The following is a 22,978-nucleotide window of genomic DNA, read 5'->3' on the forward strand; positions in this document are numbered from 1 at the left end:
AGTTGACCACTGATTGACGTACGGTGGTGTGAGAGGTCGGGGGTATTAACCTCTCCTACTCGATTATGGGGATGGGGTGCTGAGCTATCGTCTTAAAGAGACATATTCGAAGTAACAAGAGGGTGGTCAACTTTTACGTGAGCGACATGGTCAACTTTTGGGTTGACGATTACACCAAGTTCATTTTGGGACTATAGAGTCAACATATATAATGTCGCACATAAGATAAATATAAACTGGCTAGAGAGGAGTGAACCAATTGGATAAAGAGGAATGTTTTACGGACTATAAGGCGCACTGTATTCAAGTAGAAAAAGTGTATGACTGGGTAACACTGTCTTCAGAGATAAAGTTAAAAGAAAAAATTTGTATTGACCAACAAAAGCCATTTACTGACTGTGTAACTTGTCCTTTCAAAATCCCCTGTAGTAAAACTACGCCGACAATGATCTGGGGGAAAGCAGGGGTTGACAATATATCTGGAAGCCTGACCATTAATTATACATCTGGCTGTAATAATCCATTAATAATAATTATTAATGGGGACATCGTAGCTACGTTATCTGAGGGACAATCTTTTTGTACGACAATTGTTAACATACAGTCTGTCGAATTATTATGTCATGGGAATCCAACTGATACCGGATTCTGTATTGGCGAATTTAAGCTCTTACTTCATTACCAGTCTGTATTAGCTGATGAATTGGATTTAAAAAATATTAATTGTTTTCTATCGGATTCCAAGGGTAACCCTCTTCGACCATTAGACCCTGGGGCTGTTATATGCGAAGAATTCTCAAATGACCGGGAAAACTTTCAAGTCCCCCTTTCAAATCGGGAAATTACCACTTTAAATAAAGTTGTATTACTGAAAAAAGGGTTTATTACAATACAATTTTTTAATAAGAAAGGAGATCTGTGTAATACATGCACAGTGCCTTTTAATGAAGTTGAAAAAGTCTCCCTATGTGCGCCACCTGGAACAAAAGTTGAGTGTGAAATTATTAGTTTCGGCTGTGAAGCCTTTATTATTCCATCTTCGGATGGGTGCCACCCCTTTGTGGAAATTGTAATTATCATATCGATATGTCAAAGTGTTACAACAACTGCCGAAACGATTGTAGGGATTTTAGGGAGGATATGTGAAAAAGTACCTAAAGGGGGTTCTAATTAATCACTCATTTCCTTCTTCTTCATAAACTAATAGAACTATGTATGGTATTAGGAATGGTGCAATGAATTTTATGTTGAGATTATGAATTTACAATGGGGATGATGGAGATGGGGTTATCAGGCAAGACCATATTGGTAACAGGTGGTACTGGCTCATTTGGGAAGAAGTTTGTAAAAAAATCTCTCGAATATGATATTAAAAAAATTATTATTTTTAGTCGTGATGAGCTCAAGCAGTTTGAAATGGCACAAGAGTTTAAAGAATCTAAAATTAGATTTTTCATAGGTGACGTACGTGATAAGGAACGGTTATTTCGTGCATTTGATGGTGTAGACATTGTAATACACGCAGCTGCGATGAAGCAAGTTCCAGCTTGTGAGTATAATCCATTTGAAGCAGTGAAAACGAATATACAAGGTGCCCAAAATGTAATTGAAACTGCCATTGATCGGGAAGTGAAACGAGTGATTGCATTAAGTACTGATAAAGCTTGTTCTCCAGTAAATCTATATGGAGCAACGAAACTAGCATCAGACAAACTATTTGTTGCAGCTAATTCATATGTTGGTGATAAAGAAACAAGATTTTCTGTTGTTCGTTACGGAAATGTAGTTGGCAGCCGAGGGAGTGTTGTTCCGTTCTTTAAGAAAATTCGTCCTACAGGTGTATTACCGATTACTGATACAAGAATGACCCGTTTCTGGATTACACTTGACCAAGGTGTTCAGTTTGTTTTAGATAGCTTACAGCGAATGAATGGAGGAGAAATTTTCGTTCCGAAAATTCCAAGTATGAAAGTAGTAGATTTAGCAAAAGCAATGGCTCCGGAATGTAAAATAGATATTGTTGGAATTCGACCAGGAGAAAAGCTCCATGAAGCGATGATTACCGAAAATGATGCACGAAATACTGTTGAATTTGAGTCGTACTACGTCATTCAACCAGAATTCCCATGGTGGTCACATGTGTACGAAAATCATGTAAAGAGATTACCTGAAGGATTTAAATATACAAGTGATACGAACACTCATTGGCTCTCTATTGAAGATTTAAGAAAGCTCATTAAAGATATTTAGACTAAGAGGTGTTATCATTTTGGAAAATAAATTTCCTCATGTTCGACCGACTTATTTGCCTTATGGTCGTCAATGGATTGAAGAAGAGGACATTGCAGCTGTTATAAAGGTGCTTCGAAGTGATTATTTAACAACAGGGCCAAAAATAGAAGAATTTGAACAAGAGGTAGCCCAATATGTTGACACAAAATATGCTGTTGCATTTTCAAATGGTACTGCAGCACTTCATGGTGCTTGTTTTGCAGCGGGAATTAGCGATGGAGATGAAGTGATAACAACACCGATGACCTTTGCTGCGAGTGTAAATTGTGTACTATATCAAGGTGGAAAGCCTGTTTTTGCAGATATTGATACAAGAACATACAATATTGACCCTAAGAAAATTGAGGGAAAAATAACTAATAAAACAAAAGCAATTATTCCAGTTGATTTTACAGGTCAGCCTGTTGAATTGGATCACATTTTAAAAATTGCTAAAAAACATCATCTTGTTGTTATTGAGGATGCTGCTCATGCCTTAGGCGCAACCTATAAAGGAAATAAAGTAGGTTCGATTAGTGATTTGACGATGTTCAGCTTTCACCCAGTCAAACATATTACATCAGGTGAAGGTGGTATGATTACAACGAATAATAAAGAGTACTATGAAAATCTATTGCAATTCCGTTCGCATGGAATTACACGAGACAAAGACAAATTAAAGGGAAACCATGGTCCATGGTATTATGAAATGCAATTTCTTGGCTACAATTATCGTATGACTGATATTCAAGCTGCTTTAGGGACCAGTCAGTTAAAGAAGCTTAATAAGTTTATTGAATTACGTCGAAAATATGTCCAAATGTATAATGAAGCTTTTCAACATATAGACGAAATCGTGACTCCGTTTCAACATGAAGATGGAGATTCTAGCTGGCATTTATATATTATTCGACTAAATTTAGACAAATTAACAGCATCAAGAATGGAAATTTTTGATGCTTTACAACAACAAAATATTGGAGTTAATGTTCATTATATTCCAGTTCACTACCAACCTTATTATCAAAATTTAGGGTATAAAAAAGGCATTTGTCCACATGCTGAAAAGCTGTTTGAAGGAATGATTACATTGCCGTTATTCCCTTCGATGAGTGAAAAAGATGTTCATAGTGTAATAGAAGCCATAAAGAGAACGATAGGCTATTACCGAAAGTAGGTGGAAGAATGAAGGTTGGTGCGATTATTCAAGCGCGGATGGGATCCAAAAGGCTTCCTGGCAAAGTGTTAAAAAAAGTTCTAGATAAACCTTTACTTGAATATCAATATGAAAGGGTTAAAGAAGCGAAAACACTAAACGAAATCATTATTGCTACAACTAAAAATGAGAAAGATGACCCAATCGTTCAACTTTGCCGGCAACTTTCAACTCCTTATTTTCGAGGTTCTGAGGAAGATGTATTATTACGATTTTATGAAGCTGCGACAACATTTAATTTAGATGTGATTGTTCGCTTAACATCAGATTGCCCAATTATCGATCCGGATGTTATTGATAAAGTTGTTAACTGTTATTTGGAAAATAGTGACCAGTATGATTATGTTTCGAATACACTAAACCGGACATATCCTCGTGGATTGGATACTGAGGTGATGTCTTATGGAGCTTTAAAAGCAGTAAATGCAAAAGCACAAAAACAACATGATCGAGAGCATGTAACAGCCTATATATGCAATAATCCAAAAGTATTTAGATTAGGAAATATTACAGATAATTGTGTCAACAAACATCATAGGTGGACAGTAGATACAGAGGAGGATTTTTTATTAATTAAAAACATAATTGAAACATTGTATCCAATAAATAAGTATTTTACATTAGAAGATGTTATTCATATATTACAAGACAACCCTAAATGGGTGGAGATTAACACTCATATTAAACAAAAAAAGCTATAGTTGTGTTTTTAATGAATAATATTGTGTTTAGAGTTGACTCATCAGTAGCAATTGGAACAGGTCACGTAATGAGATGTTTAACATTAGCAGGGCAGCTTAAAAAAATGGGTGCTAATATTTCATTTATATGCAGGGAGCTTGAGGGAGATTTAAACAACTATATTAAAGAGAGTGGCTATAACGTTCAGCCCTTATCTAAAGTGAAGACTAGTGAGTCTAACAATATTTTTAAGTGGTATAAGGAAAATTGGCAACAAGATGTTTATGAAACTCGATTTGTAATAGAAAATCAAACATATATAGTAGATGTATTAATTATTGATCACTATTATGGTCCTAATTATGTGTTAATAAGGGAAGAGTTTATTAAAGCTTATCCTCTAAAACGTAATTGCAATGGGATCATTCAAAACATTCTCGTTTTTATGGGGGGATCAGACCCTACAAATGAAACAATCAAGGTTTTGGATGCATTAGCTTTATTAGAAATAAATACAATAGTCAATGTAGTAGTAGGTTCATCTAATAAAATAAAAGGTGTAATTCAAGAATATTGTGATCGATACTCTAACTTTTTCTTTTATTGCCAAGTATCAAACATGGCAAAATTAATGAATGAAGCAGATTTAATAATCGGATCTGGTGGCACGACAACATGGGAAAGATGTTATTTAGGAGTTCCATCAATAACAATTATTGTATCTGATAATCAGGAACAATTAACAAACACGGTTAGTAAGTTTTTGGGGACGATTAATTTAGGTTTTTACCACAAAACTACCTCTAAACATATACTTCAGACAGTGAGGGAACTAATGATGTATCCTGAGAAAGTCAAATTAATATCTGAATGTGCTTCAAAACTAGTAAACCCAAAAATTATTCATGCTTATCCTGTTGCTAACATGATTATGGAGGAATTACGGTGAACCTATTAAGAAGAACAAGGTTAGAAGATTTAAATCTATCACATTTAGAGATGGTTTTAAATTGGAGGAATCAGGATCATATCCGAAAAAAAATGTTTCAAGATCAAACCATTTCATTACGTGAACATAAAACATGGTTTGATAGATTAAAAAAAAACAATCGAACTATTGTAAAGATCTTTTATTTTGATAATGAGCCTAAAGGGGTAGTAAATTTTACGAATTTAGATTTTGATAATAGAAAATGTTTTTGGGGTTTTTTTATTGGTGATCAACGTGCGCCCAAAGGATTAGGAACTGTTATGGGGTATTTAGCACTAAATTTTATATTTGAGGAGAAAAATATCTGTAAATTATGTGCTGAAATTATAAGTTTTAATAAAAGAAGCATTCGTTACCATCAACGATTAGGATTTAAAATAGAAGCTGTGTTAAAAAAACAAATTATTAAACAAGATGAATATACAGATGTCATTTTAATGGCTTTATATAAAGAAGAATGGATAGAAAATAAAAGTCAAATTCAACATTTGATAGGGGAATTTGAAATATGAATCATTTTGTGGTTGATGGCCAGAAGGTTGGACAAAATTACAAACCTTTTATTATTGCAGAAATGTCCGGAAATCATTGTCAGTCTTTGAAACGTGCGTTAGCTATTGTTGAGGCTGCTGCGAAAGCAGGGGCAAATGCGTTAAAGATTCAAACTTATACAACTGATACAATGACTTTAAATATAGAAAATCCAGAATTTAAAATTAAAGATAGCAATAGTCTGTGGAGAGATCATACACTTTATCAGCTTTATCAACAAGCATACACTCCTTGGGAATGGCACAAACCTATTTTTGAACGAGCCAAAGAATTAGGAATGATACCTTTTAGCACGCCTTTTGATGAAACAGCTGTTGATTTTCTTGAAGAATTACATGTATCTATGTATAAAATTGCTTCATTTGAAAATATAGATCTTCCATTAATCAAAAAAGTTTCATCAACTGGAAAACCGCTGATTATTTCGACAGGAATGGCAACAGTGTCTGAAATTGATGAAGCGGTATGTACAGCCAGGGAGGCAGGGTGTAGGGATTTAGTTCTTTTAAAATGTACTAGCACATATCCAGCTACACCGAATAACTCAAATATTTTAACTATTCCGCATATGGAGAAGCTATTTCATTGTCAAATTGGCTTATCGGATCATACGATGGGAGTCGGTGTTGCTGTTGCGAGTGTGGCACTGGGTGCAACAGTTATCGAAAAACATCTCACTCTTTCACGAGCAGACGGGGGAGTTGATGCAGAATTTTCTCTAGAGCCTTATGAAATGAAATTATTAGTTGAGGAATCAAAGCGTGCTTGGGAATCTTTAGGTGTAGTCCATTATGGACCAACTGAAGCGGAAAAATCATCGATAAAATTTAGAAGATCTATTTATGTTTCACAAAACATTAAAAAGGGACATCCGTTTACAAAGGAGAATATAAAAGTTATTCGACCAGGATTTGGACTTGAACCTAAATATTATGAGATGATTCTTGGCAAAACGGCCAAGAAAGATTTAAAGAGAGGAACATCCTTATCATGGGATCATATTTTATAATACTTTTAATATGCTTACTACGACTGTGACTGCTTTCAATGGAATCAATGGAACGGATGTCCCTGCAATGGTAGGATATGTGATGGTCACGCGAGTGCTAATGTTACAACAGTAAATTTCTTAAGTGGTACAGAAAATTTGTTAACGATCGATTTAACACCTGGAATCCCTGTTTATGGATCAAGAGATGTTTATAAAGGACAACCATGGCGTTCGGTGTACATGTACGTTCTTTAAACTGAAACATAGTATTGTCCCTCTTAATTAAAGGCAACTCGCTTGTTGTTTGTACCATTCTATTTATCTCATTCCTCATCATTATTCTATTCTCTAGTCGCCCCATCTATCTTTTCGACGCCTATTTTTTTTCTTTGAAAGGATTGTATTTTCGTTATTGCAAAGATTGGTAGTCTCTCACTCCTATAATAACAATCCACAAAAAGTAGCGATTTTCTTCCAAATTAAAATTAAGAGAGTGTTCTCAAATACTAGGCTTTTGAGATACCCTCTTTTCTATTTCAATGGTTTCCAAAACTCCACAAACATCTTAGGTTAAATGTCTGAGACAAATCTTACAAAATTTAATATATTATTGTATCAAGCAAGAAAGGGGGGGATTTACATGGCAAACGGACTTTTTGCAAAACCAGAAAGAACGGCGAATCAAGTTCAAATTCAATTTGAAGCGACAAGTTCTACTTCTGTTACTTTTTTCGACGGTACAGATGGATCAGATATTCCGTCATTAGCAGGATATGTAATGGCTAACGCAGGTGGATCTACTGCAAGAGTAAACTTCTTAAATGATACAGTTGTGGTGAAGACTATTGATGTAACTCCTGGTAAATATCAAAGTTTTTTCGTTCTTGGAGCAGATAATATCACGATAAGCGCTACTACCGCCACTACAACAAGTGGTGATTTGAATGTTGTTATAAACAACAATCCGCTCTAATAAAAATGGAGGGTGTTCCATTAATATGGACACCCTCTTTCTAGGTGTATTCATTATTTTAGTAATACAAGGGTAATGAAGTTAACCAATGCCTTCTTTTTTCATATGATATATCAATCTTTGTAATAGTTAATTTGACAAAAGTTACGTTTCGTAAAGAGAAAGGGGCTTCAGATGTCTTGTTCGAATAAATGTTGCTCACCGCGTATTATTCCTAATCAAATCAGCATACAATGGGAAACGGTTGATACGCCTATTTTTCCTTATGCCTCCGATCAAATAGCAACGCTCAGCGGTTATGTTCTTAATAATAGTTCTTCTAAGGGGCCTGTGACCGTAAATTTTATACGAAGTGGTGGACTGCTACCATTTAGTTTAATTGTGCAAGAAGGCGTGTATAAATCATTTGTCGTTATTGGGGTGGATACGCTCCGAATGGATTCAGGCGGCAGCTTTGCATCAGGTGAATTGAATATAACGATTAATTTTAATCCGTTTTAAAGCTAGTTAATGAAGATTGTAAGTTTTTTATATGAAAGGGTTGTAAAGTTTATGTCAAAGTTATCTGTAGACTTATCCGAAAGAAATAAGTTGTTTCAAAAAAACTTACAGTACTTTCCCGAATATGTCAAACAACAAATAGTTAAGGTTAATCTAAAGGAAATAGAGAAATCAATTGATATTGTCTATACGAAGGAAGGCGCTCCAATTTGCAAGAACAAAAAAGACGGGAGAGTACAACATATTAACAGTCAATATCCATGGGATGAGGCAAAGAATTGGTGTAATCAGTTGCCTCTAAATGAGATGAGTACGCTTTTTGTGTACGGATGTGGCTTTGGCTACCCATTAATAGAATTATTAAAAAGGGTGCACGAGGATACTTTTGTTGTTGTGTTTGAACAAAATCTCCATATATTTATCGCAATGCTGTATTATTTTGATTTAGAGCCTATTTTTCGCAAGCACAATAAATGTATTTTTTTTCTTGGTTCACCAGATGATTTTTCAGAGAATTTCCAACATTTAATTTTAACAAATAGTGTATTTCATTTAACTGTTCCTTCTGTTCTATTTACTCCAAGCTCAAGGCTGTTTAAAATGGAGTATCTTAACATACAGTCTCATATTTTTGATCGGCTAAAACAACAAATTTTTGCATATGGCAGTAGTCATAATGATTCGTTGCTTGGATTTCATAATATGATAGAAAATATTAAGATTGTGTTGGAGAATCCGTATTTAACGAGTTTAAAAGATAAGTTTGCTAATGTTCCAGCTTTTATTGTAGCAAATGGTCCTTCCTTGGACAAAAGTATAAATGAATTAAAGCAAGTGAAAGGAAAAGGATTGATTCTCTGTTGCGAGTCCGCTATTGTTCCACTAATGAAAAATGGTATTAAACCGGATGCTATTTGTGTATCTGAACGTACGCCTGATAGCTATTTATATCATTTTCAAAATCGGAAATACCCAAAGGACATTGCCTTACTTGCGCTCGCTGTTGCCGATCCACGAACGTTTGCTTCTTTTGCAGGTCCAAAAGTACCTATTTTTCGAAGTTTAGAGACGACGAGCAAATGGTTTAATCAAATTACTGGTGATAGAAGCGGACTATCTGGAGGTGTAAACGTCTCACATCTTGCCTATGAATTAGCTGACTACATGGGAGCTAATCCAATTGTGTTTGTCGGACAAAATTTTGCCTATGGATTAGATGGAATGACCCATAGTAAACATTCAAAGTATATAGATGAAGGAAAAGGGTATATCGAAAAATTGAAATCTTTACCAATTATTTATATGGATGGAAATGAGGTTCCGTTTGTTCCATCAAACGTAATATGGGAGAGGTACCGAAAAGGTCTTGAACGGTTAATAGAGCAGACACCACATGTAACAGCCATCAATACGACGAAAGGCGGGGCGAAAATCAAAGGAACTTCATACGATTCATTAACAAACGTTATTGAACAATATTGCAAAAATAGACAGTTAAACCGACTTGATACCTTACTAAACGATTGTAAAAAAAATGTAAATATACAGGATCGAAAGAATAAAATTAAGAACCTAAAAATTGAACTAAAAAAATGTATCGAAATCTTTCGTGCATTTAATCAGTTAACGGAGGAAAGAAAGGCGATCATTCAACAGTTACTCGATGGATCTAAAGCACAAAATATCGAATTATTACGTAATGCATTCATAGAAAATAGTACACATATAATGAAATTTATTCGAGCTGGTGTACACAATATGTTTTTCCAACAAGTGATTATGGTTGGATATTATCAGATCAATGAATTAGGTGTTATCCATACTCTCGAGAAACTTCGTTATGCTCTACAATTTCAAATGAAATTATTTGAGAACTTGTCTGTCATTTGTCAAAGTCTCGTTAGAAATTTTCAGGTCGCTATTGAAAAGCTTTCTACAGTGGAAATTACATCATGTGAAGGAATGGAGCACCAATGAATGCTAAAGAAAAAGAACAAATAAAAGGTCTATTAAAAGATATAAAGGCAGAATCGAAAGATATGCGTAATGTGTTATGGTCACGCGAAGAAATGATGGAAAACAAAGATTTTATTAATTCAGTGAATCTTAATATGGAAAAAATGATGGATCACATCATGAATAGTTTATATCAGTATCAAAAAATAGGATGGAAAAAGTTTCTTCCGAATAAAGAATTAATTGAGCAAAAAGAGCAAGACGAACGAATAAAAAAAGAAAAAGAACGTTTTATGAAATGGATAGAGAGAGTTACTGAAATCGATGATTTTTATTATTTATTTCATAGGCAATTAGCCGAAGAGAAACTGCTTAAGACACTTTCTGATTATGGCTGTGACGATTTTCAAAAAGCTTCTGTTATGGATATAGGGTGCAGGGATGGAAAATGGTTAAAGTCGTTCCAAGAGTGGGGAGCGTTACCAGGAAACTTAGTAGGTATTGATGTCTATCAGCCTATTATTAATCAGGCGAAGAAAATTTCAGACTCTAGTATCCAATTTATGGAAATATATCCAGATGAACTACCATTTGAAGATAAAAAATTTGATGTGATTTTGATGTTTGGTTTTCTTATGCACGTTCTTGATGAATCTTTACGAAAAAAAATAGGACGTGAAATCGTAAGAGTCCTTTCCGATGATGGTATTATTATTACCTTTAATCTAACTAAAGACGCAATAGCTAGTTTAGAGCCATTTTATGCATATACTTCAATCGGCTTAGAGTCGGAAGATTTAATTGACATCTTTACTGGTTGTTCGGTTCACTTTGAAAGGCAGTCTCATTCAGGTTTAGCCATCATTAGAAAAAAAAAATTGTAAGAAAGAGAAGATGGATAAAAATGAAGGATAACATTATGCAGGAACTAGAGCGAATGGAGAACGTAACGGTTACATGCATCATACATTGGAAGCAAGGGAGTGATGCTGAATGCTATGAAGCTTTCATTCGTATTATTGAGCATTTAGAGTTTATGGTTGACTCCCATTTTGACAGATTCATGGAGAGAAAAGAACAATTGGTAACCTTTATACAGGAATTGTATCAGTATGTGAGTAATAAGGATATTGTTGGAATTATTGATTTGCTGGAGTATGAATTTAGACCTTTTATTTCTGAATGGAGACAGGATGAAATGATCAAACACTCTCCCCCTAATAAAGGGTGATTGGAATGTTCAACACTAATTATTCACGACGGAGGGTTGGGATGATAGTAATTGACACATAGTCATCAATAAAATGAGTAAGAGGGAGATCGCTAATGAGTTGTTTTTGTCATACCGTGATTTGTTGTGGAATTAAACGTAAAGATGTCCAAGATTGTGTGGAGTGTAGATGGCTTATTATTGACCAAACCCCTACAATCATCTTTCAATCCAATCAAGTTGTTTCAGCTTCAGGGACCATTGAGCTATCGAGCAGTACGAGTGGATTGACGCAAGTAGACGTAATTTTTTCTAGAGGGACAAAAATTATCGAAACTTTTACATTGGAAGATCAACAATGCCTATCATTTACTGTTGTTGGATTCGATACGATTACATTGCAAGGGAATGCAACAGATCCATCGGAAAGTGCTACTGGAAGTTTTTGTTTAACTCCGCGTTATCAAATTTAAGAAGAAATAGTGGACACAGCATCGGCACATATGATAACCAAATCATATAATCATAAAGATGGTTTCAATAAAGGTTTTAAATTTTCCAAAAGATATAAATGCCAGGTAAACGTCAAATAATCCCTAACTAATTTATGAGGGCACTGAAAAACGTACGTTTTTTCAAAGGAACTAAATAGTAGTATCAAAAAAGACGACTCCAAAAATTCAGAAAGTGAATTTTAGGTCGTCTTTATTAATAATTGGTGTCTATTTTACCTTTATATTAATCAATTAGTTTCAATATTCTTTTTATATTTACTGTAAATATAGCCATGGCACCTTGTAATTCCATGCCAATAAGACCCGAGGATTTTGCAACATCATACACGTGTCTGTGTTTTAATTCGCTATTTTTTGCTTCTATTTTATATTGTTCTTTGGATTTTTCTTTAAAAGTATTACTTTCTTGGAATTTTTCTTGCTCTGTATGTACATGTGATTTAATAGTTACCGAATATGTCCTGCTTTTAGCACCTTCTTTATAACATCCTTCTTTAAAAGGACAGTGCTTGCATTTTTCAATATCAAAGTGATACTAGTAACGTGCATTTTTATTTATACCTTTTCTTTTATCATATGTTTTTTTAATCGACATATGTCCTGCCTTACATACATTCCTGCATCTTTATTAATTCAAATTCATCTTCTTTTTTACGATAGCCTTGTGGATGAAAAAGACTTACTTAGAAAGGTACAGCCAAAAATTAAGAAGCAGGAGCAATCTCTTTTTAAAGAAATAGAAAAGAATGAAAAAAAATTGAAAAGCTGAAAAAGGAAAATAAGCAATTCTTAAAGCTATTAGCCAATGAAGATATAGACAAAGTTGAATATGATGATGCGGTCAATGAAAATAGAAACGAAATTAAAAAATTGCAATCAGAAATACTTCAAAAGAAAGATATAATAAAGCATTACACGGAAAGTACAGAGATGCTTCAAAAAGTCCAAAACGAATTAAAAAAGATTATAGATATAAAAGATATTACACCAGAGTTACTTCATAAGCTTATTCATAAAATTAAAGTATGGGAAAACAAGGATATTGCTATCGAATATCGTTTTTCTAACCTTTTTCTGTTAATTGAAGTAGTGACCAGTACTCAACACATGTGGAGTGTGTAGCGCAGTTAGTGTTGGAATAGTCTGCGATCACTACCCAAACCATTTTGAGACAGTCGTCATGCTTAGTCAAAAAGAATGCTGAGATACAAAATTAATCTGATGCTTATCGATGGTTCTTGGCTACATTAGGAAAGCCATCCCTCATTCGGTGAAAAAATGTTTGAGAACATAAAAGAAAAACAGGTATACTTGTTCAATTGCTTACGTTTGTATGTGATTAAACTACGGACAAATTCAAGAGATAGGTTTATGAAGATAACCTATCTCTTTTTGTTATAATAAATTAAGTTGGGTAGGTATAAAGTCTGCTAACTGATATGTCTTGTCTTTTAATCGTTCTGCAATCATAGTGAAAGAGGAGGGACCTGTTTGAAAATAATCAAAATTCTTTTTTTATGTTTAACAAGTATTTTAATGGTAATAATCGGTACATTAAGCTTATTGAATTATTCGATAAACCAATCAATATTAAAGCCTTATTCGTCTGTTGATTATTTAAAAGACAGTGGAATAATTGAAGGTATGGAACGTATTATTCCTGAATTAATAAAAGGAAATAATGTAGAAGAAAACATGGGACAAGATGATCAGATAATGAAAGAAGCGCTACAAGAAGTTATTCAAAAGCATATTACTGATGACTGGATTTATAATAAACTTACCTTAATACAAAGAGAAATTTGGGACTATATTCTAGAGAAAGATAGTAAAATTGAAGGAATCGACATTTCTGATGTTACTACACCATTTATGGCTGCAATAAAAGAAAAGTTATTAGCCAAGTACCCAAAAGAAATGGTAGAAGAAAACTTAAAGGCGTTTGAACAGAATTTCAAAGGCAAATTAAATTGGGCTGAGGTCTATGGAGTGGAAACAGAAAGATTGGATGAAATTAAGATGTATTATGAAAGATACAAACAATTAAGTTTATCGTTAATTATCTCGTTCATTATAACAACTGTTCTGTCTTTTCTTGTAATATACAACTTTCATAAAATGTTGAAGTGGTTTGGTACTATATGTGTGGTTATAAGTGGAATTCTATTGATAACTTTTATGGCATGGACATTCTTTGATAAACAAATCTTCTATTCAAAAATTCAACTACCAACGATTTATAAAAATTTAGAAAGTAATGTTATTCAATTGGCTGAATTAGTTACTAGTGATTTCTTCAAACATCTCGGTTGGAGTGCATTAACTGTTTTTTTTCTAGGTGCGATCCTATTGATTATTAGTTTTTTTACAAAGAAACATAAGAAGGAATTGAATATTAGTTAAATATCTAAGTAGGATGTTATAGTGGTAAATGTAGTAGATATAAATACTTCAAAAAGAGTTTTTATAATTATTTTTAGGGGAGTTTTACAATGACAAAATTTATTGGATATGTTGGAACTTATACAAAAGAGGAAAGTAAAGGAGTCTATCAGTTTACGCTCGATACGGAGAAAAAAGAGATTACGGATGTAAAACTAGCTGCTGAATTAGACAACCCTACATATGTTACGGTGAGTGACAATAATAAAAATTTATATGCAGTAGCCAAAGAGGGAGAAAATGGCGGAGTTACAGCGTTTTCAATTAATAGTGGAACAGGTGAGCTAGCAAAATTAAATAGTCAAACCTCTGCAGGAGCACCTCCGTGCCATGTTAGTGTAAATCATCACAAAAGCAATGTTTTAACTGCCAATTATCATACAACGAAAATTGAATCCTATTTAACAAATGAAGATGGCTCACTCAATCCTGCAACTTCTGTTATTGAACATAATGGTTCCGGTCCACATGAAAGACAGGAAAAACCCCACATGCATTATGCTGGCTTTACTCCGGATGAAAAGTACGTAATAGCGATTGACTTGGGGAGCGATCGTGTTATAACTTACACTGTCAATAATGGGAATTTAAATGAGGCGCAAGTTTTTACAACGAAACCTGGCAGTGGACCAAGACATATTACGTTTCATCCCATTAAAAAATTCGCCTACGTCATGACCGAGCTAAGCTCAGAAGTTCTCGTGCTTCATTATGATGATAAAGATGGAAAATTTACAGAACAGCAATATATTTCCACCATTCCACAAGACTTTAAGGAAACAAATGATGGAAGTGCAATCCACATTTCCTCTGATGGGCAATATGTGTATGCCGGAAATCGTGGACATAACAGCATCGGAGTATTTAAGGTGGACCAAGATTCTGGTCAATTAACCTTTATAGAATGGACTTCAACAGAAGGCAATTGGCCACGTGACTTTGTTTTAGATCCTTCCGAAGAATTTCTCGTTGCTACCAATCAAAAATCAAACACAATGACCTTGTTTAGCAGAGACAAATTTACAGGAAAGCTAGCTTTAATCCAATCTGGTGTAAAAGTCCCAGAACCAGTTTGTATGAAATTTTTGAAGATGTAAGAGTAAGTGATGAGTGGGGACGGTCCTTACTCATCATTCATATTGAGATACTATTTGTATTCTTAGCAGAAGCAGTCTCTCGCCGATAATTGCAGAGATAAACGATTTTAAAAAAGTAATAACATTTGGAGATGAATCAAAAAAATAAGAAAAATTCATTAATAAACAAAAATCTAAAGGATGAAATGATGAGACAAGAAATTAGATTAACCGTAAAACCAAAATTTATTAACGATTATAAAAGTGGTTTTCCCCTGCTAACAAAAGAAGCAATTTCTAATTGGAAGGACGTTAATAGTGAAGGTACGGTTGTAAAACTAGTCGATAACAATCATAAATTCATTGCCAAAGGCTATTATGGAAAGCAAAATAAAGGATATGGATGGGTTCTTTCTAGAAACGATAATGAAAGCTTTGATCAATCATTTTTTCAAAGGAAAATTTCTGCAGCCATCGAACACAGAAAGCGATACTACAATAATCCCGATACGACCGCCTTCCGAGTGTTTAATGGAGAAGGTGATGGCATTGGTGGGGTAACAATTGAATACTTTGATGGATATTACCTGATCCATTGGTATAACAAAGGGATTTATCAGTTTAAGGATGAGATCATTCAATCGTTGCAAACGATCGCCGATTATAAGGCGATCTATCAGAAGAAAAGATTTGCAACGGATGGAAAATACATTGATGAAGATGACTTTGTCACAGGTAAGAAAGGACAGTTTCCGATTTTCGTTAAAGAAAATGGCGTCCAATTTGCCATCTATTTAAATGAAGGGGCAATGGTCGGCGTTTTTTTAGATCAACGCGAAGTAAGAAAAGCGATTCGCGAAAAATATGCTAAAGGAAAAACTGTTTTAAATACATTTTCATATACGGGGGCTTTTTCTGTGTTTGCTGCTTTAGGGGGAGCCAAGAAAACAACAAGTGTGGACTTAGCGAATCGAAGTTTAAGTAAAACGATCGAGCAGTTTAGTATTAATAAGATTGACTATGAGGCTCAAGATATTATTGTCGAGGATGTCTTTCATTATTTTAAATATGCAGGAAAAAAGAACTTAACCTTTGATATGGTAATTTTAGATCCACCAAGCTTTGCTCGTTCCAAAAAACATACATTTAGTGCAGCAAAAGATTATACAGATTTACTAAAAGAGACGATTGCGATCACTGCTGATGATGGAATTATTGTTGCTTCTACGAATTGTAGTTCATTTGGGATGAAAAAATTCAAAAGTATGATTGAAAAAGCGTTTAAAGAAGTGAATGGAAGATTTAAATACATAGAAGAATACTCGCTTCCAAGCGACTTTAAAACGATCAAAAGCTTTCCAGAAGGAAATTATCTAAAAGTAGTTTTTATTCAAAAGATAAAGGGCTAATACTTAAAGGTACCGTGCGAGCGATATGGGCACGGTACTTTCTTGTTAGGGAAGGCTGAGTTTTTTTAAGGTATTAAATTTTGCTTTTTGAAACGTACCCAAGAGAAAAAATAAATAGATCAAAATATTATCAAGACTTGTCTCATATCTATATAGAAGTATGTATAGATAAGGAGAGACTTATGAAAACATTTTTTAAAGGTGCGCTTCTGTTAGTCATTGCGGCATTTTTAAGTGAGTGTCTTGAATTTGTTATTAATATGGTGTTGGCTAGAGAACTAGGTGATGAAGGTTTAGGGCGCTATATGTCCATTCTTCCAACCATTATTTTGATTGTTGTCCTTGCGAGTATCGAATTGCCAATTTCCATATCTAAATTTATTGCTGAGCAGGATAAAAAGTATCATCTTAATATGCTGCAGCATACATTAAGATTTACGTTACTCTTTACTATCATTTTTACGGTATTAGCGATTGTCATACTACCACTCATTCCTGTATTTGATCGATACCACCCAATGATCCAGTGGCTTATTATTTTATTAATTCCTATCATTTCCTTGTCTTCGGTCGCTAGAGGCTATTTTATGGGCTCACATCGAATGGGTAAAATTGCGCTATCAAACTTTTTACGGCGAGCGGCTCAACTCATTTTACTAGTTATCCTCTTTCAGTGGTTTCACTTTGAGCATGAATTAGCCATTCTTATTGCGATTTGTACGTTAATTGGTAGTGAATTTATTGTGTTTGTGTATTTAATCACTGTTTATTTTTTACAGGTAAATGCGCTGAAAAAAGAACCGAGTGAAGAAATAAGCGGAAAAACAGTCCGCCAACAGCTATTAGCCGTTTCGATTCCGACGACGGGGGTTCGGATTTTCCATGCGGTAACATTTGCAATTAAGCCATTTTTAATCAAAGAAGCGTTACTTCGCTCAGGGTTAACCGAAGCAGTGGCTTTAGCACAATATGGGAAGCTAGCAGGGGTAGCTTTTACAATTGGATTTTTTCCTGCCTTCATTGCCCATTCCTTACTTATCGTGCTTATTCCAACTGTTTCGGAAGCTTATGCAAAAAGAGATTATTTAAAGCTGCAAAAGCTATTACAGAAAGTAATGCTGTTTACTTTCTTTTATGGACTAACTGCAGTAACTATTTTTTATGTTTATGCTGAACCACTGACGACGTTATTTTTCGAGTCTTCGCGTGCAGCTGGCTACCTTCAGTTACTATGTCTCTATTTTTTATTTCACTATTTTATCATGCCAATGCAAGCCTATTTAATAGGGGTGGGGCTAGTAAAGGATGCATTTCTTCATGCGGTTTGGGCAACCTCCGTCTCATTTGCTCTTATGTTCTTTCTTGGATCCATGCCGCAACTGCAAATGGAAGGTGTCATCATTGGAATGAATACAGGGGTCGTGTTACTAACTTTAATGCATTACGTAACAATTTGTAACCGAATTGGAGCAACACTATTGTTAAAAGCTCCATCTAATTTTAAGTATTAATTGATGGTTTTCACTATCAAAGTGAAATAGTTCAAGAAGTATTTGGAGAAGTTCGCGTCGCTAATCGTGTAAAAGATGAATAAACTGACGAAAAAAGCTATCACTTTGTGGTAGCTTTTTACTGTAGAATAAGAATGCATAAATTTCGAGGTTGTCTAGCTACAGGTGTCATCGGCTCGAGGTCGCTTCGGTCCATCAAACGTGTCCAAAAATCAAGGACACTAATTGCTGGCTCTCCAGCGCTTGTCGCCGATAAGCAGACACCTTCCGCTTTTCTTAATAGTCCGTGTTCAATAATTCTTCAGTCGTTTCTTTTTTAGCTTCTTCTAACATTTTATTTATGCTCTCGATATATTCATATAAGCTCATTTTGTATTCCTCCCCCAATAAAATGAACAAGATTGTTAAGGTTACTAAAAGTATCTCCACATTATTTGAATACTAAACTAGCAAACTAAAAAAATAATTCTTTTTACTTAAGTTCGTTAATTTTTTAGCACTTCTCCTTTTTTTCCTTTAAAATAGAGGAAACAAAATGAAAACTAAGGATTGAGAAGATGAGTATTTATACAGTAGAAAATTTATATAAATCATTTGGAGATAAGGAATTATTTGACCACATATCCTTTTCCATAGGAGAACGAGAGCGAATTGGCTTAATTGGCATTAATGGAACGGGTAAATCGACGTTACTTAAAGTGCTTGCAGGTGAAGAAGGGGTGGAAGAAGGAAAAATCACCCATTCAAATCAACTACACATTGAATATTTACCGCAACAACCAGAACTAGAAGAGTCGCTAACGACATTAGAGCAAATTTATTACGGTGATTCGCTCATCATGAAAGTGATGCGTGAGTACGAACAAGCATTACATAAACTTCAGCTTGAACCTGAGAATATACAACTCCAAGAACGTTTATTAAAAATCCAAGCGAAAATGGATGAATGTGAGGCATGGGAAGCGAATACTGTGGCGAAGACTGTATTGACACGTCTCGGAATTACTGACTTTACAAAAAAAGTGAGCCATTTATCTGGTGGACAAAAAAAGCGTGTTGCGATTGCAAAAGCGTTAATACAGCCTGCAGATATACTCATATTAGATGAGCCAACAAATCATTTAGATAATGAAACGATTGAATGGTTGGAAGGTTATTTAGCGCAATATAAAGGCTCACTTATTATGGTAACGCATGATCGTTATTTTCTTAACCGAGTGACGAATAAGATTTATGAATTGGACCAAGGACACCTTTATACTTACGAAGGAAATTATGAAATGTTTCTACAGAAAAAGGCGGAACGAGAAGCACTTGCTGAGCAAAGTGAATCGAAACGGCAAAATTTATTACGCCGTGAGTTAGCTTGGCTACAAAGAGGAGCGAAAGCAAGAACGACGAAACAAAAAGCTCGGATTCAGCGAGTTGAAGAACTGAAAGATCAAAAAGGACTAACTCAAAAAGGCGATATCGACTTTGCGATTGGATCAACGCGACTTGGAAAAAAAGTCATTGAAGTTAAAGATATTTCTAAAACATATGGGGATCATACCCTTTTTCATCATTTAAATTACTTAATCGTTCCAGGTGAAAGATTAGGTATTATCGGGCCAAATGGGACAGGAAAGTCAACATTGTTAAATATTTTAGCAGGGAGAATAGAACCGAGTGCAGGTGAGGTTGAAGTCGGAGAAACCGTGAAAATAGCTTATTACACACAAGATGATGAGGAACTTGACGGAAATTTACGGGTGATCGATTACATTAAGGAAGGTGCTGAAGTCGTTCGGACGGTAGACAATCAAATCATTACAGCCGAACAAATGCTAGAAAGGTTTTTATTTCCTCGTGCGATGCAATGGACGTATATTCGCAGACTTTCAGGTGGGGAACGTCGACGACTTTATTTATTACGAGTATTAATGGAAGAGCCGAACGTTCTTTTTCTTGATGAGCCTACAAATGACCTTGATACGCAAACGCTTAGTGTATTAGAAGATTATTTAGATCAGTTTCCTGGTGTTGTATTAACGGTTTCCCATGATCGATACTTTTTGGATCGCGTCGTTGATCATTTACTTGTATTTGAAGGAAATAGCTCAATTAGCCGTTATCAAGGATCTTATTCTGAATATATGGAAGAGAGAAAAATTGAAAAAGAAGTAGAGCTACAAGAACGTAAAACAATGGCAAAAAAAACGATCGATCAGAAAAAGAAAAAAGAATCGCGAAAGAAGCTTTCCTATAAAGATCAGCAAGACTGGAACAATATAGAAGATAAAATTACCGAATTAGAATTAAAAATTGAACAAATAGAAAGTGACATTGTTGCAGCAGGTAGCGATTTTGGGAAAATCCAAGAATTGATGAATGAGCAGAAGAAAAAAGAGGAAGAACTAGAACAAGCTATGGAACGTTGGACGGAATTGTCCCTTTTAATCGAGGAGATTGAAGGATATAAATAAATCGGGTGATTAGATGGAAGAGAAAATCGCAAAATCCTTAACAGAAATTGAAGCAGAACATCATGTAAAGGTGATTTATGCTTGCGAGGCAGGAAGTAGGGCATGGGGGGTTGCTTCAGCTGAAAGTGATTATGATGTACGTTTTATTTATCTTCATCCAGTAAGTTGGTATTTATCAATCGAGCAAAAGCGAGATGTCATTGAAATGCCCATTGACCATAAACTCGATATCGTCGGCTGGGACTTAAAAAAAGCATTGCTTTTATTAAAGAAATCGAACCCGCCATTACTAGAGTGGCTTCAATCGAGTATCGTTTATACTGAACATTCATCTGTAGTTAATGACTTAAGAGTGTTAGCACAAAAGACTTTTTCAGAAAAGTCTTGTCTTTTTCATTATTTGAATATGGCTAAACGAAATGCAAAGAGAGGCTTCGATGAGAAAATCATAAAAGTTAAGCAGCTCTTAAATGTAGTCAAACCATTGCTTGCTTGTAAATGGATCGAAAAGAACCATTCGATGTCACCGAATGAAATTCAAGTCTTACTGGATGGAACCGTTAAGGATTCTAGACTTTATTCTGAAATTGAAAAATTGGTAAGCGATAAGCAGAATCGGATTCAGCAGGTAGGTATTCACCATGTTGATGGCCTTCTACAATACATTTTTGAAGAGATTGAGCGCTTATCGGAATATGTTAAAACAGTAGAAAATCGTAAAGACCTCTATGACCAAATCGATACTTATTTTCTTAGTGTATTAAAGCAAATCTGGGGTAATAAATGGTAAAAATATAAAATAGAGGATTGCTCAAAGGAAGTGGCCAAGGATCTCAAACACGAGTAAAGGCCAGACACTATTGATAAATAGTTTTGGTGTGATAGAAAAGCATAAGGAATAACATATCAATTAGAAGCTCAAATCGCATATGAATTTGAGCTTTTATAATAATTGTCCTGTTATTTCCTTTGCTAATTCTGATGAGTTCCCAAATGTTTTTTAACCGGCTATTTTACCTTTTACTCCACAATATCGAACTACTACACTATTGAGTAATCTTCTTTTAACTGCTTTTCTTCTTTTTTCTGTCTTTTATGAGCTGAAGGATGTCTTTTTTTAAGTGGTTTTTCTTTTCATTTGTAATCGTACTGAGCCATGAGGTTACATCTTTTCCGTATTCGTTTTTTCCTCGTTGATAAATTGTTAAAAATACTTGTTTAAATATGGCAGAGTTATCTATTGTTTTATTCAACTGTCGACTTTCATCTAACAATAAGTTTAAAAAGGAAACATTTGTTAATGAACATTTTTTTGCTAACTTGATAAGGAATGATGTGGCTTCATCAAAAGCTTGGTGTTGTTTATAGTAAGTAAGAATATCAGTAACTAAATGTGGTAATTGTTCAAACTCATTTTGTAAATAGATTAAAAATGGGTCATAGCGGTGAAGGAGTAAAAAATCGACTGCTTTTTTCGCGTTAGCAGTAGAGAGTGCATTTATTAGTGTGGAATGAATGAGTGAATTAGATGACTTTTTAAATGTTGATTGTGAAGTTAATAAACGGGAAGGCCAGCAGTTTTTAATGTCTTGTAGATGTTCATCGGTAAGCAATTTTTCTAAATTTTTATTATGAAATTTCGCATTATCATGTTCGTTTAATGCATCTTTAATATCTGCTTGTGTGAGAGGACTGTTCGATCGGGCGTTGTCGATTTGTTTACACTGTTCAAGACAACGCACTGCATGTTCATCTTGTGTCTTATTTAAGAAAAAAGACTGTAGAAATTGCCCGCTATGGGAAACACGCGCATAAATTTTCGGCCGATCATTTTCAAATAATATGACATGGTTATCTTTAAGGGTAGGTTCCTGATACTTAATGACATATTTGGAATCGTTATTTAAACTTACGGTTTTACCGATCAGGCAAGTAGGTAGAGTCATAAAATAACCTTCCTTTCAATGGAGAATATTTTCAAACGTCCAATTTCTCCTTACCTACTATTGTACTCGTTTTTTTGGAAAAAGTAAAAAGTTCAAATTATTTTAATGGATATCGTCTTGAATGGAAAAAAGGGGTTAAAAATATAAATGATGAATGATTGAAAAAATACTAGTCAAACAGACTATCAGTTTGTTATACTTTTTACGAGAACTAATGTTCGTATTTGGGTTGTTCAGTTGGAAAAGCTTCGTTTCAAACTTGCAATTCCTGT

21 protein-coding genes and 1 pseudogene are annotated in these 22,978 nt (G+C 34.5%); 20 read left to right on the top strand and 2 right to left on the bottom strand.

Going from position 1 to position 22,978, the window contains the following annotated elements; all coding sequences use genetic code 11:
• The first annotated feature begins 259 nt into the window (after positions 1–259).
• The 13 genes from J0N78_RS19585 (at position 260) to J0N78_RS19645 (ending at position 11,815) form a co-directional block, all read left to right on the top strand.
• A complete protein-coding gene (locus J0N78_RS19585) occupies positions 260–1,174 on the top strand; it encodes a BMQ_0737 family morphogenetic spore coat protein (RefSeq protein WP_209124815.1) in 915 nt (304 codons plus the stop codon).
• Positions 1,175–1,281: 107 nt separating this feature from the next.
• Positions 1,282–2,250: a UDP-N-acetylglucosamine 4,6-dehydratase (inverting) gene (gene pseB / locus J0N78_RS19590; RefSeq protein ID WP_209124816.1), complete on the top strand. Its 969-nt coding sequence runs from the start codon at positions 1,282–1,284 to the stop codon at positions 2,248–2,250.
• Between the two features lie 16 nt (positions 2,251–2,266).
• Entirely contained in the window at positions 2,267–3,448 is a 1,182-nt protein-coding gene (gene pseC, locus J0N78_RS19595) for a UDP-4-amino-4,6-dideoxy-N-acetyl-beta-L-altrosamine transaminase (RefSeq protein ID WP_209124871.1), read from the top strand.
• An 8-nt stretch (positions 3,449–3,456) separates the two neighbouring features.
• Positions 3,457–4,188, top strand: coding sequence for a cytidylyltransferase domain-containing protein (locus tag J0N78_RS19600; RefSeq protein ID WP_209124817.1), 732 nt, complete (start codon positions 3,457–3,459; stop codon positions 4,186–4,188).
• 11 nt (positions 4,189–4,199) lie between these two features.
• Complete coding sequence (locus tag J0N78_RS19605; protein WP_209124818.1) at positions 4,200–5,117, top strand: PseG/SpsG family protein; 918 nt, start codon at positions 4,200–4,202, stop codon at positions 5,115–5,117.
• Positions 5,114–5,671, top strand: coding sequence for a UDP-4-amino-4,6-dideoxy-N-acetyl-beta-L-altrosamine N-acetyltransferase (pseH, locus tag J0N78_RS19610; RefSeq protein WP_209124819.1), 558 nt, complete (start codon positions 5,114–5,116; stop codon positions 5,669–5,671). Before J0N78_RS19605 ends, pseH begins: the two co-directional genes overlap by 4 nt.
• Positions 5,668–6,720 carry a pseudaminic acid synthase gene (pseI, locus tag J0N78_RS19615; RefSeq protein ID WP_209124820.1) on the top strand — a complete coding sequence of 351 codons (1,053 nt, stop codon included), beginning with the start codon at positions 5,668–5,670 and terminating at the stop codon, positions 6,718–6,720. Before pseH ends, pseI begins: the two co-directional genes overlap by 4 nt.
• Before the next feature lie 622 nt (positions 6,721–7,342).
• On the top strand, positions 7,343–7,675 hold the full coding sequence (locus tag J0N78_RS19620; RefSeq protein WP_209124821.1) for an S-Ena type endospore appendage: 333 nt from the start codon (positions 7,343–7,345) through the stop codon (positions 7,673–7,675).
• Between the two features lie 174 nt (positions 7,676–7,849).
• Positions 7,850–8,176, top strand: a complete 327-nt coding sequence (locus tag J0N78_RS19625) for an S-Ena type endospore appendage (protein ID WP_209124822.1) — start codon at positions 7,850–7,852, stop codon at positions 8,174–8,176.
• A gap of 51 nt (positions 8,177–8,227) precedes the next feature.
• The gene (locus J0N78_RS19630) at positions 8,228–10,153 is read left to right on the top strand and encodes a motility associated factor glycosyltransferase family protein (protein WP_209124823.1); all 1,926 of its coding nucleotides are present in this window, start codon (positions 8,228–8,230) and stop codon (positions 10,151–10,153) included.
• Positions 10,150–11,016 carry a class I SAM-dependent methyltransferase gene (locus tag J0N78_RS19635; protein ID WP_209124824.1) on the top strand — a complete coding sequence of 289 codons (867 nt, stop codon included), beginning with the start codon at positions 10,150–10,152 and terminating at the stop codon, positions 11,014–11,016. The genes J0N78_RS19630 and J0N78_RS19635 overlap by 4 nt, the downstream gene beginning before the upstream one ends.
• A 20-nt stretch (positions 11,017–11,036) precedes the next feature.
• A complete protein-coding gene (locus J0N78_RS19640; protein ID WP_209124825.1) occupies positions 11,037–11,363 on the top strand; it encodes a hypothetical protein in 327 nt (108 codons plus the stop codon).
• A 95-nt stretch (positions 11,364–11,458) separates the two neighbouring features.
• A complete protein-coding gene (locus J0N78_RS19645) occupies positions 11,459–11,815 on the top strand; it encodes an S-Ena type endospore appendage (protein ID WP_209124826.1) in 357 nt (118 codons plus the stop codon).
• 265 nt (positions 11,816–12,080) lie between these two features.
• Here the strand turns inward: J0N78_RS19645 and J0N78_RS19650 are convergent.
• Positions 12,081–12,522, bottom strand: a pseudogene (locus J0N78_RS19650) (transposase); the annotation flags it as partial.
• A gap of 265 nt (positions 12,523–12,787) precedes the next feature.
• On the opposite strand from J0N78_RS19650, the gene J0N78_RS19655 reads away from it, so the two are divergent.
• The 7 genes from J0N78_RS19655 to J0N78_RS19685 all read left to right on the top strand — a co-directional run bounded on the left by J0N78_RS19655 (position 12,788) and on the right by J0N78_RS19685 (position 21,550).
• A complete protein-coding gene (locus J0N78_RS19655) occupies positions 12,788–12,979 on the top strand; it encodes a hypothetical protein (RefSeq protein WP_209124827.1) in 192 nt (63 codons plus the stop codon).
• Positions 12,980–13,348: 369 nt separating this feature from the next.
• Complete coding sequence (locus J0N78_RS19660; protein ID WP_209124828.1) at positions 13,349–14,260, top strand: hypothetical protein; 912 nt, start codon at positions 13,349–13,351, stop codon at positions 14,258–14,260.
• Between the two features lie 89 nt (positions 14,261–14,349).
• On the top strand, positions 14,350–15,396 hold the full coding sequence (locus tag J0N78_RS19665) for a lactonase family protein (RefSeq protein ID WP_209124829.1): 1,047 nt from the start codon (positions 14,350–14,352) through the stop codon (positions 15,394–15,396).
• A 188-nt stretch (positions 15,397–15,584) separates the two neighbouring features.
• On the top strand, positions 15,585–16,784 hold the full coding sequence (locus J0N78_RS19670; protein WP_209124830.1) for a class I SAM-dependent rRNA methyltransferase: 1,200 nt from the start codon (positions 15,585–15,587) through the stop codon (positions 16,782–16,784).
• A 182-nt stretch (positions 16,785–16,966) separates the two neighbouring features.
• Complete coding sequence (locus tag J0N78_RS19675) at positions 16,967–18,295, top strand: polysaccharide biosynthesis protein (RefSeq protein WP_209124831.1); 1,329 nt, start codon at positions 16,967–16,969, stop codon at positions 18,293–18,295.
• Positions 18,296–18,852: 557 nt separating this feature from the next.
• Positions 18,853–20,760, top strand: coding sequence for an ABC-F family ATP-binding cassette domain-containing protein (locus J0N78_RS19680; protein WP_209124832.1), 1,908 nt, complete (start codon positions 18,853–18,855; stop codon positions 20,758–20,760).
• Positions 20,761–20,773: 13 nt separating this feature from the next.
• Entirely contained in the window at positions 20,774–21,550 is a 777-nt protein-coding gene (locus tag J0N78_RS19685) for a nucleotidyltransferase domain-containing protein (RefSeq protein ID WP_209124833.1), read from the top strand.
• A 274-nt stretch (positions 21,551–21,824) separates the two neighbouring features.
• Here J0N78_RS19685 and J0N78_RS19690 read toward each other — a convergent pair whose 3' ends face one another.
• Positions 21,825–22,706 carry a hypothetical protein gene (locus J0N78_RS19690; protein ID WP_209124834.1) on the bottom strand — a complete coding sequence of 294 codons (882 nt, stop codon included), beginning with the start codon at positions 22,704–22,706 and terminating at the stop codon, positions 21,825–21,827.
• Positions 22,707–22,978 lie beyond the last annotated feature (272 nt).

It is taken from the genome of Alkalihalobacillus sp. BA299 (assembly GCF_017745675.1).
Classification (GTDB): Bacteria; Bacillota; Bacilli; order Bacillales; family Bacillaceae_F; genus Alkalihalobacterium.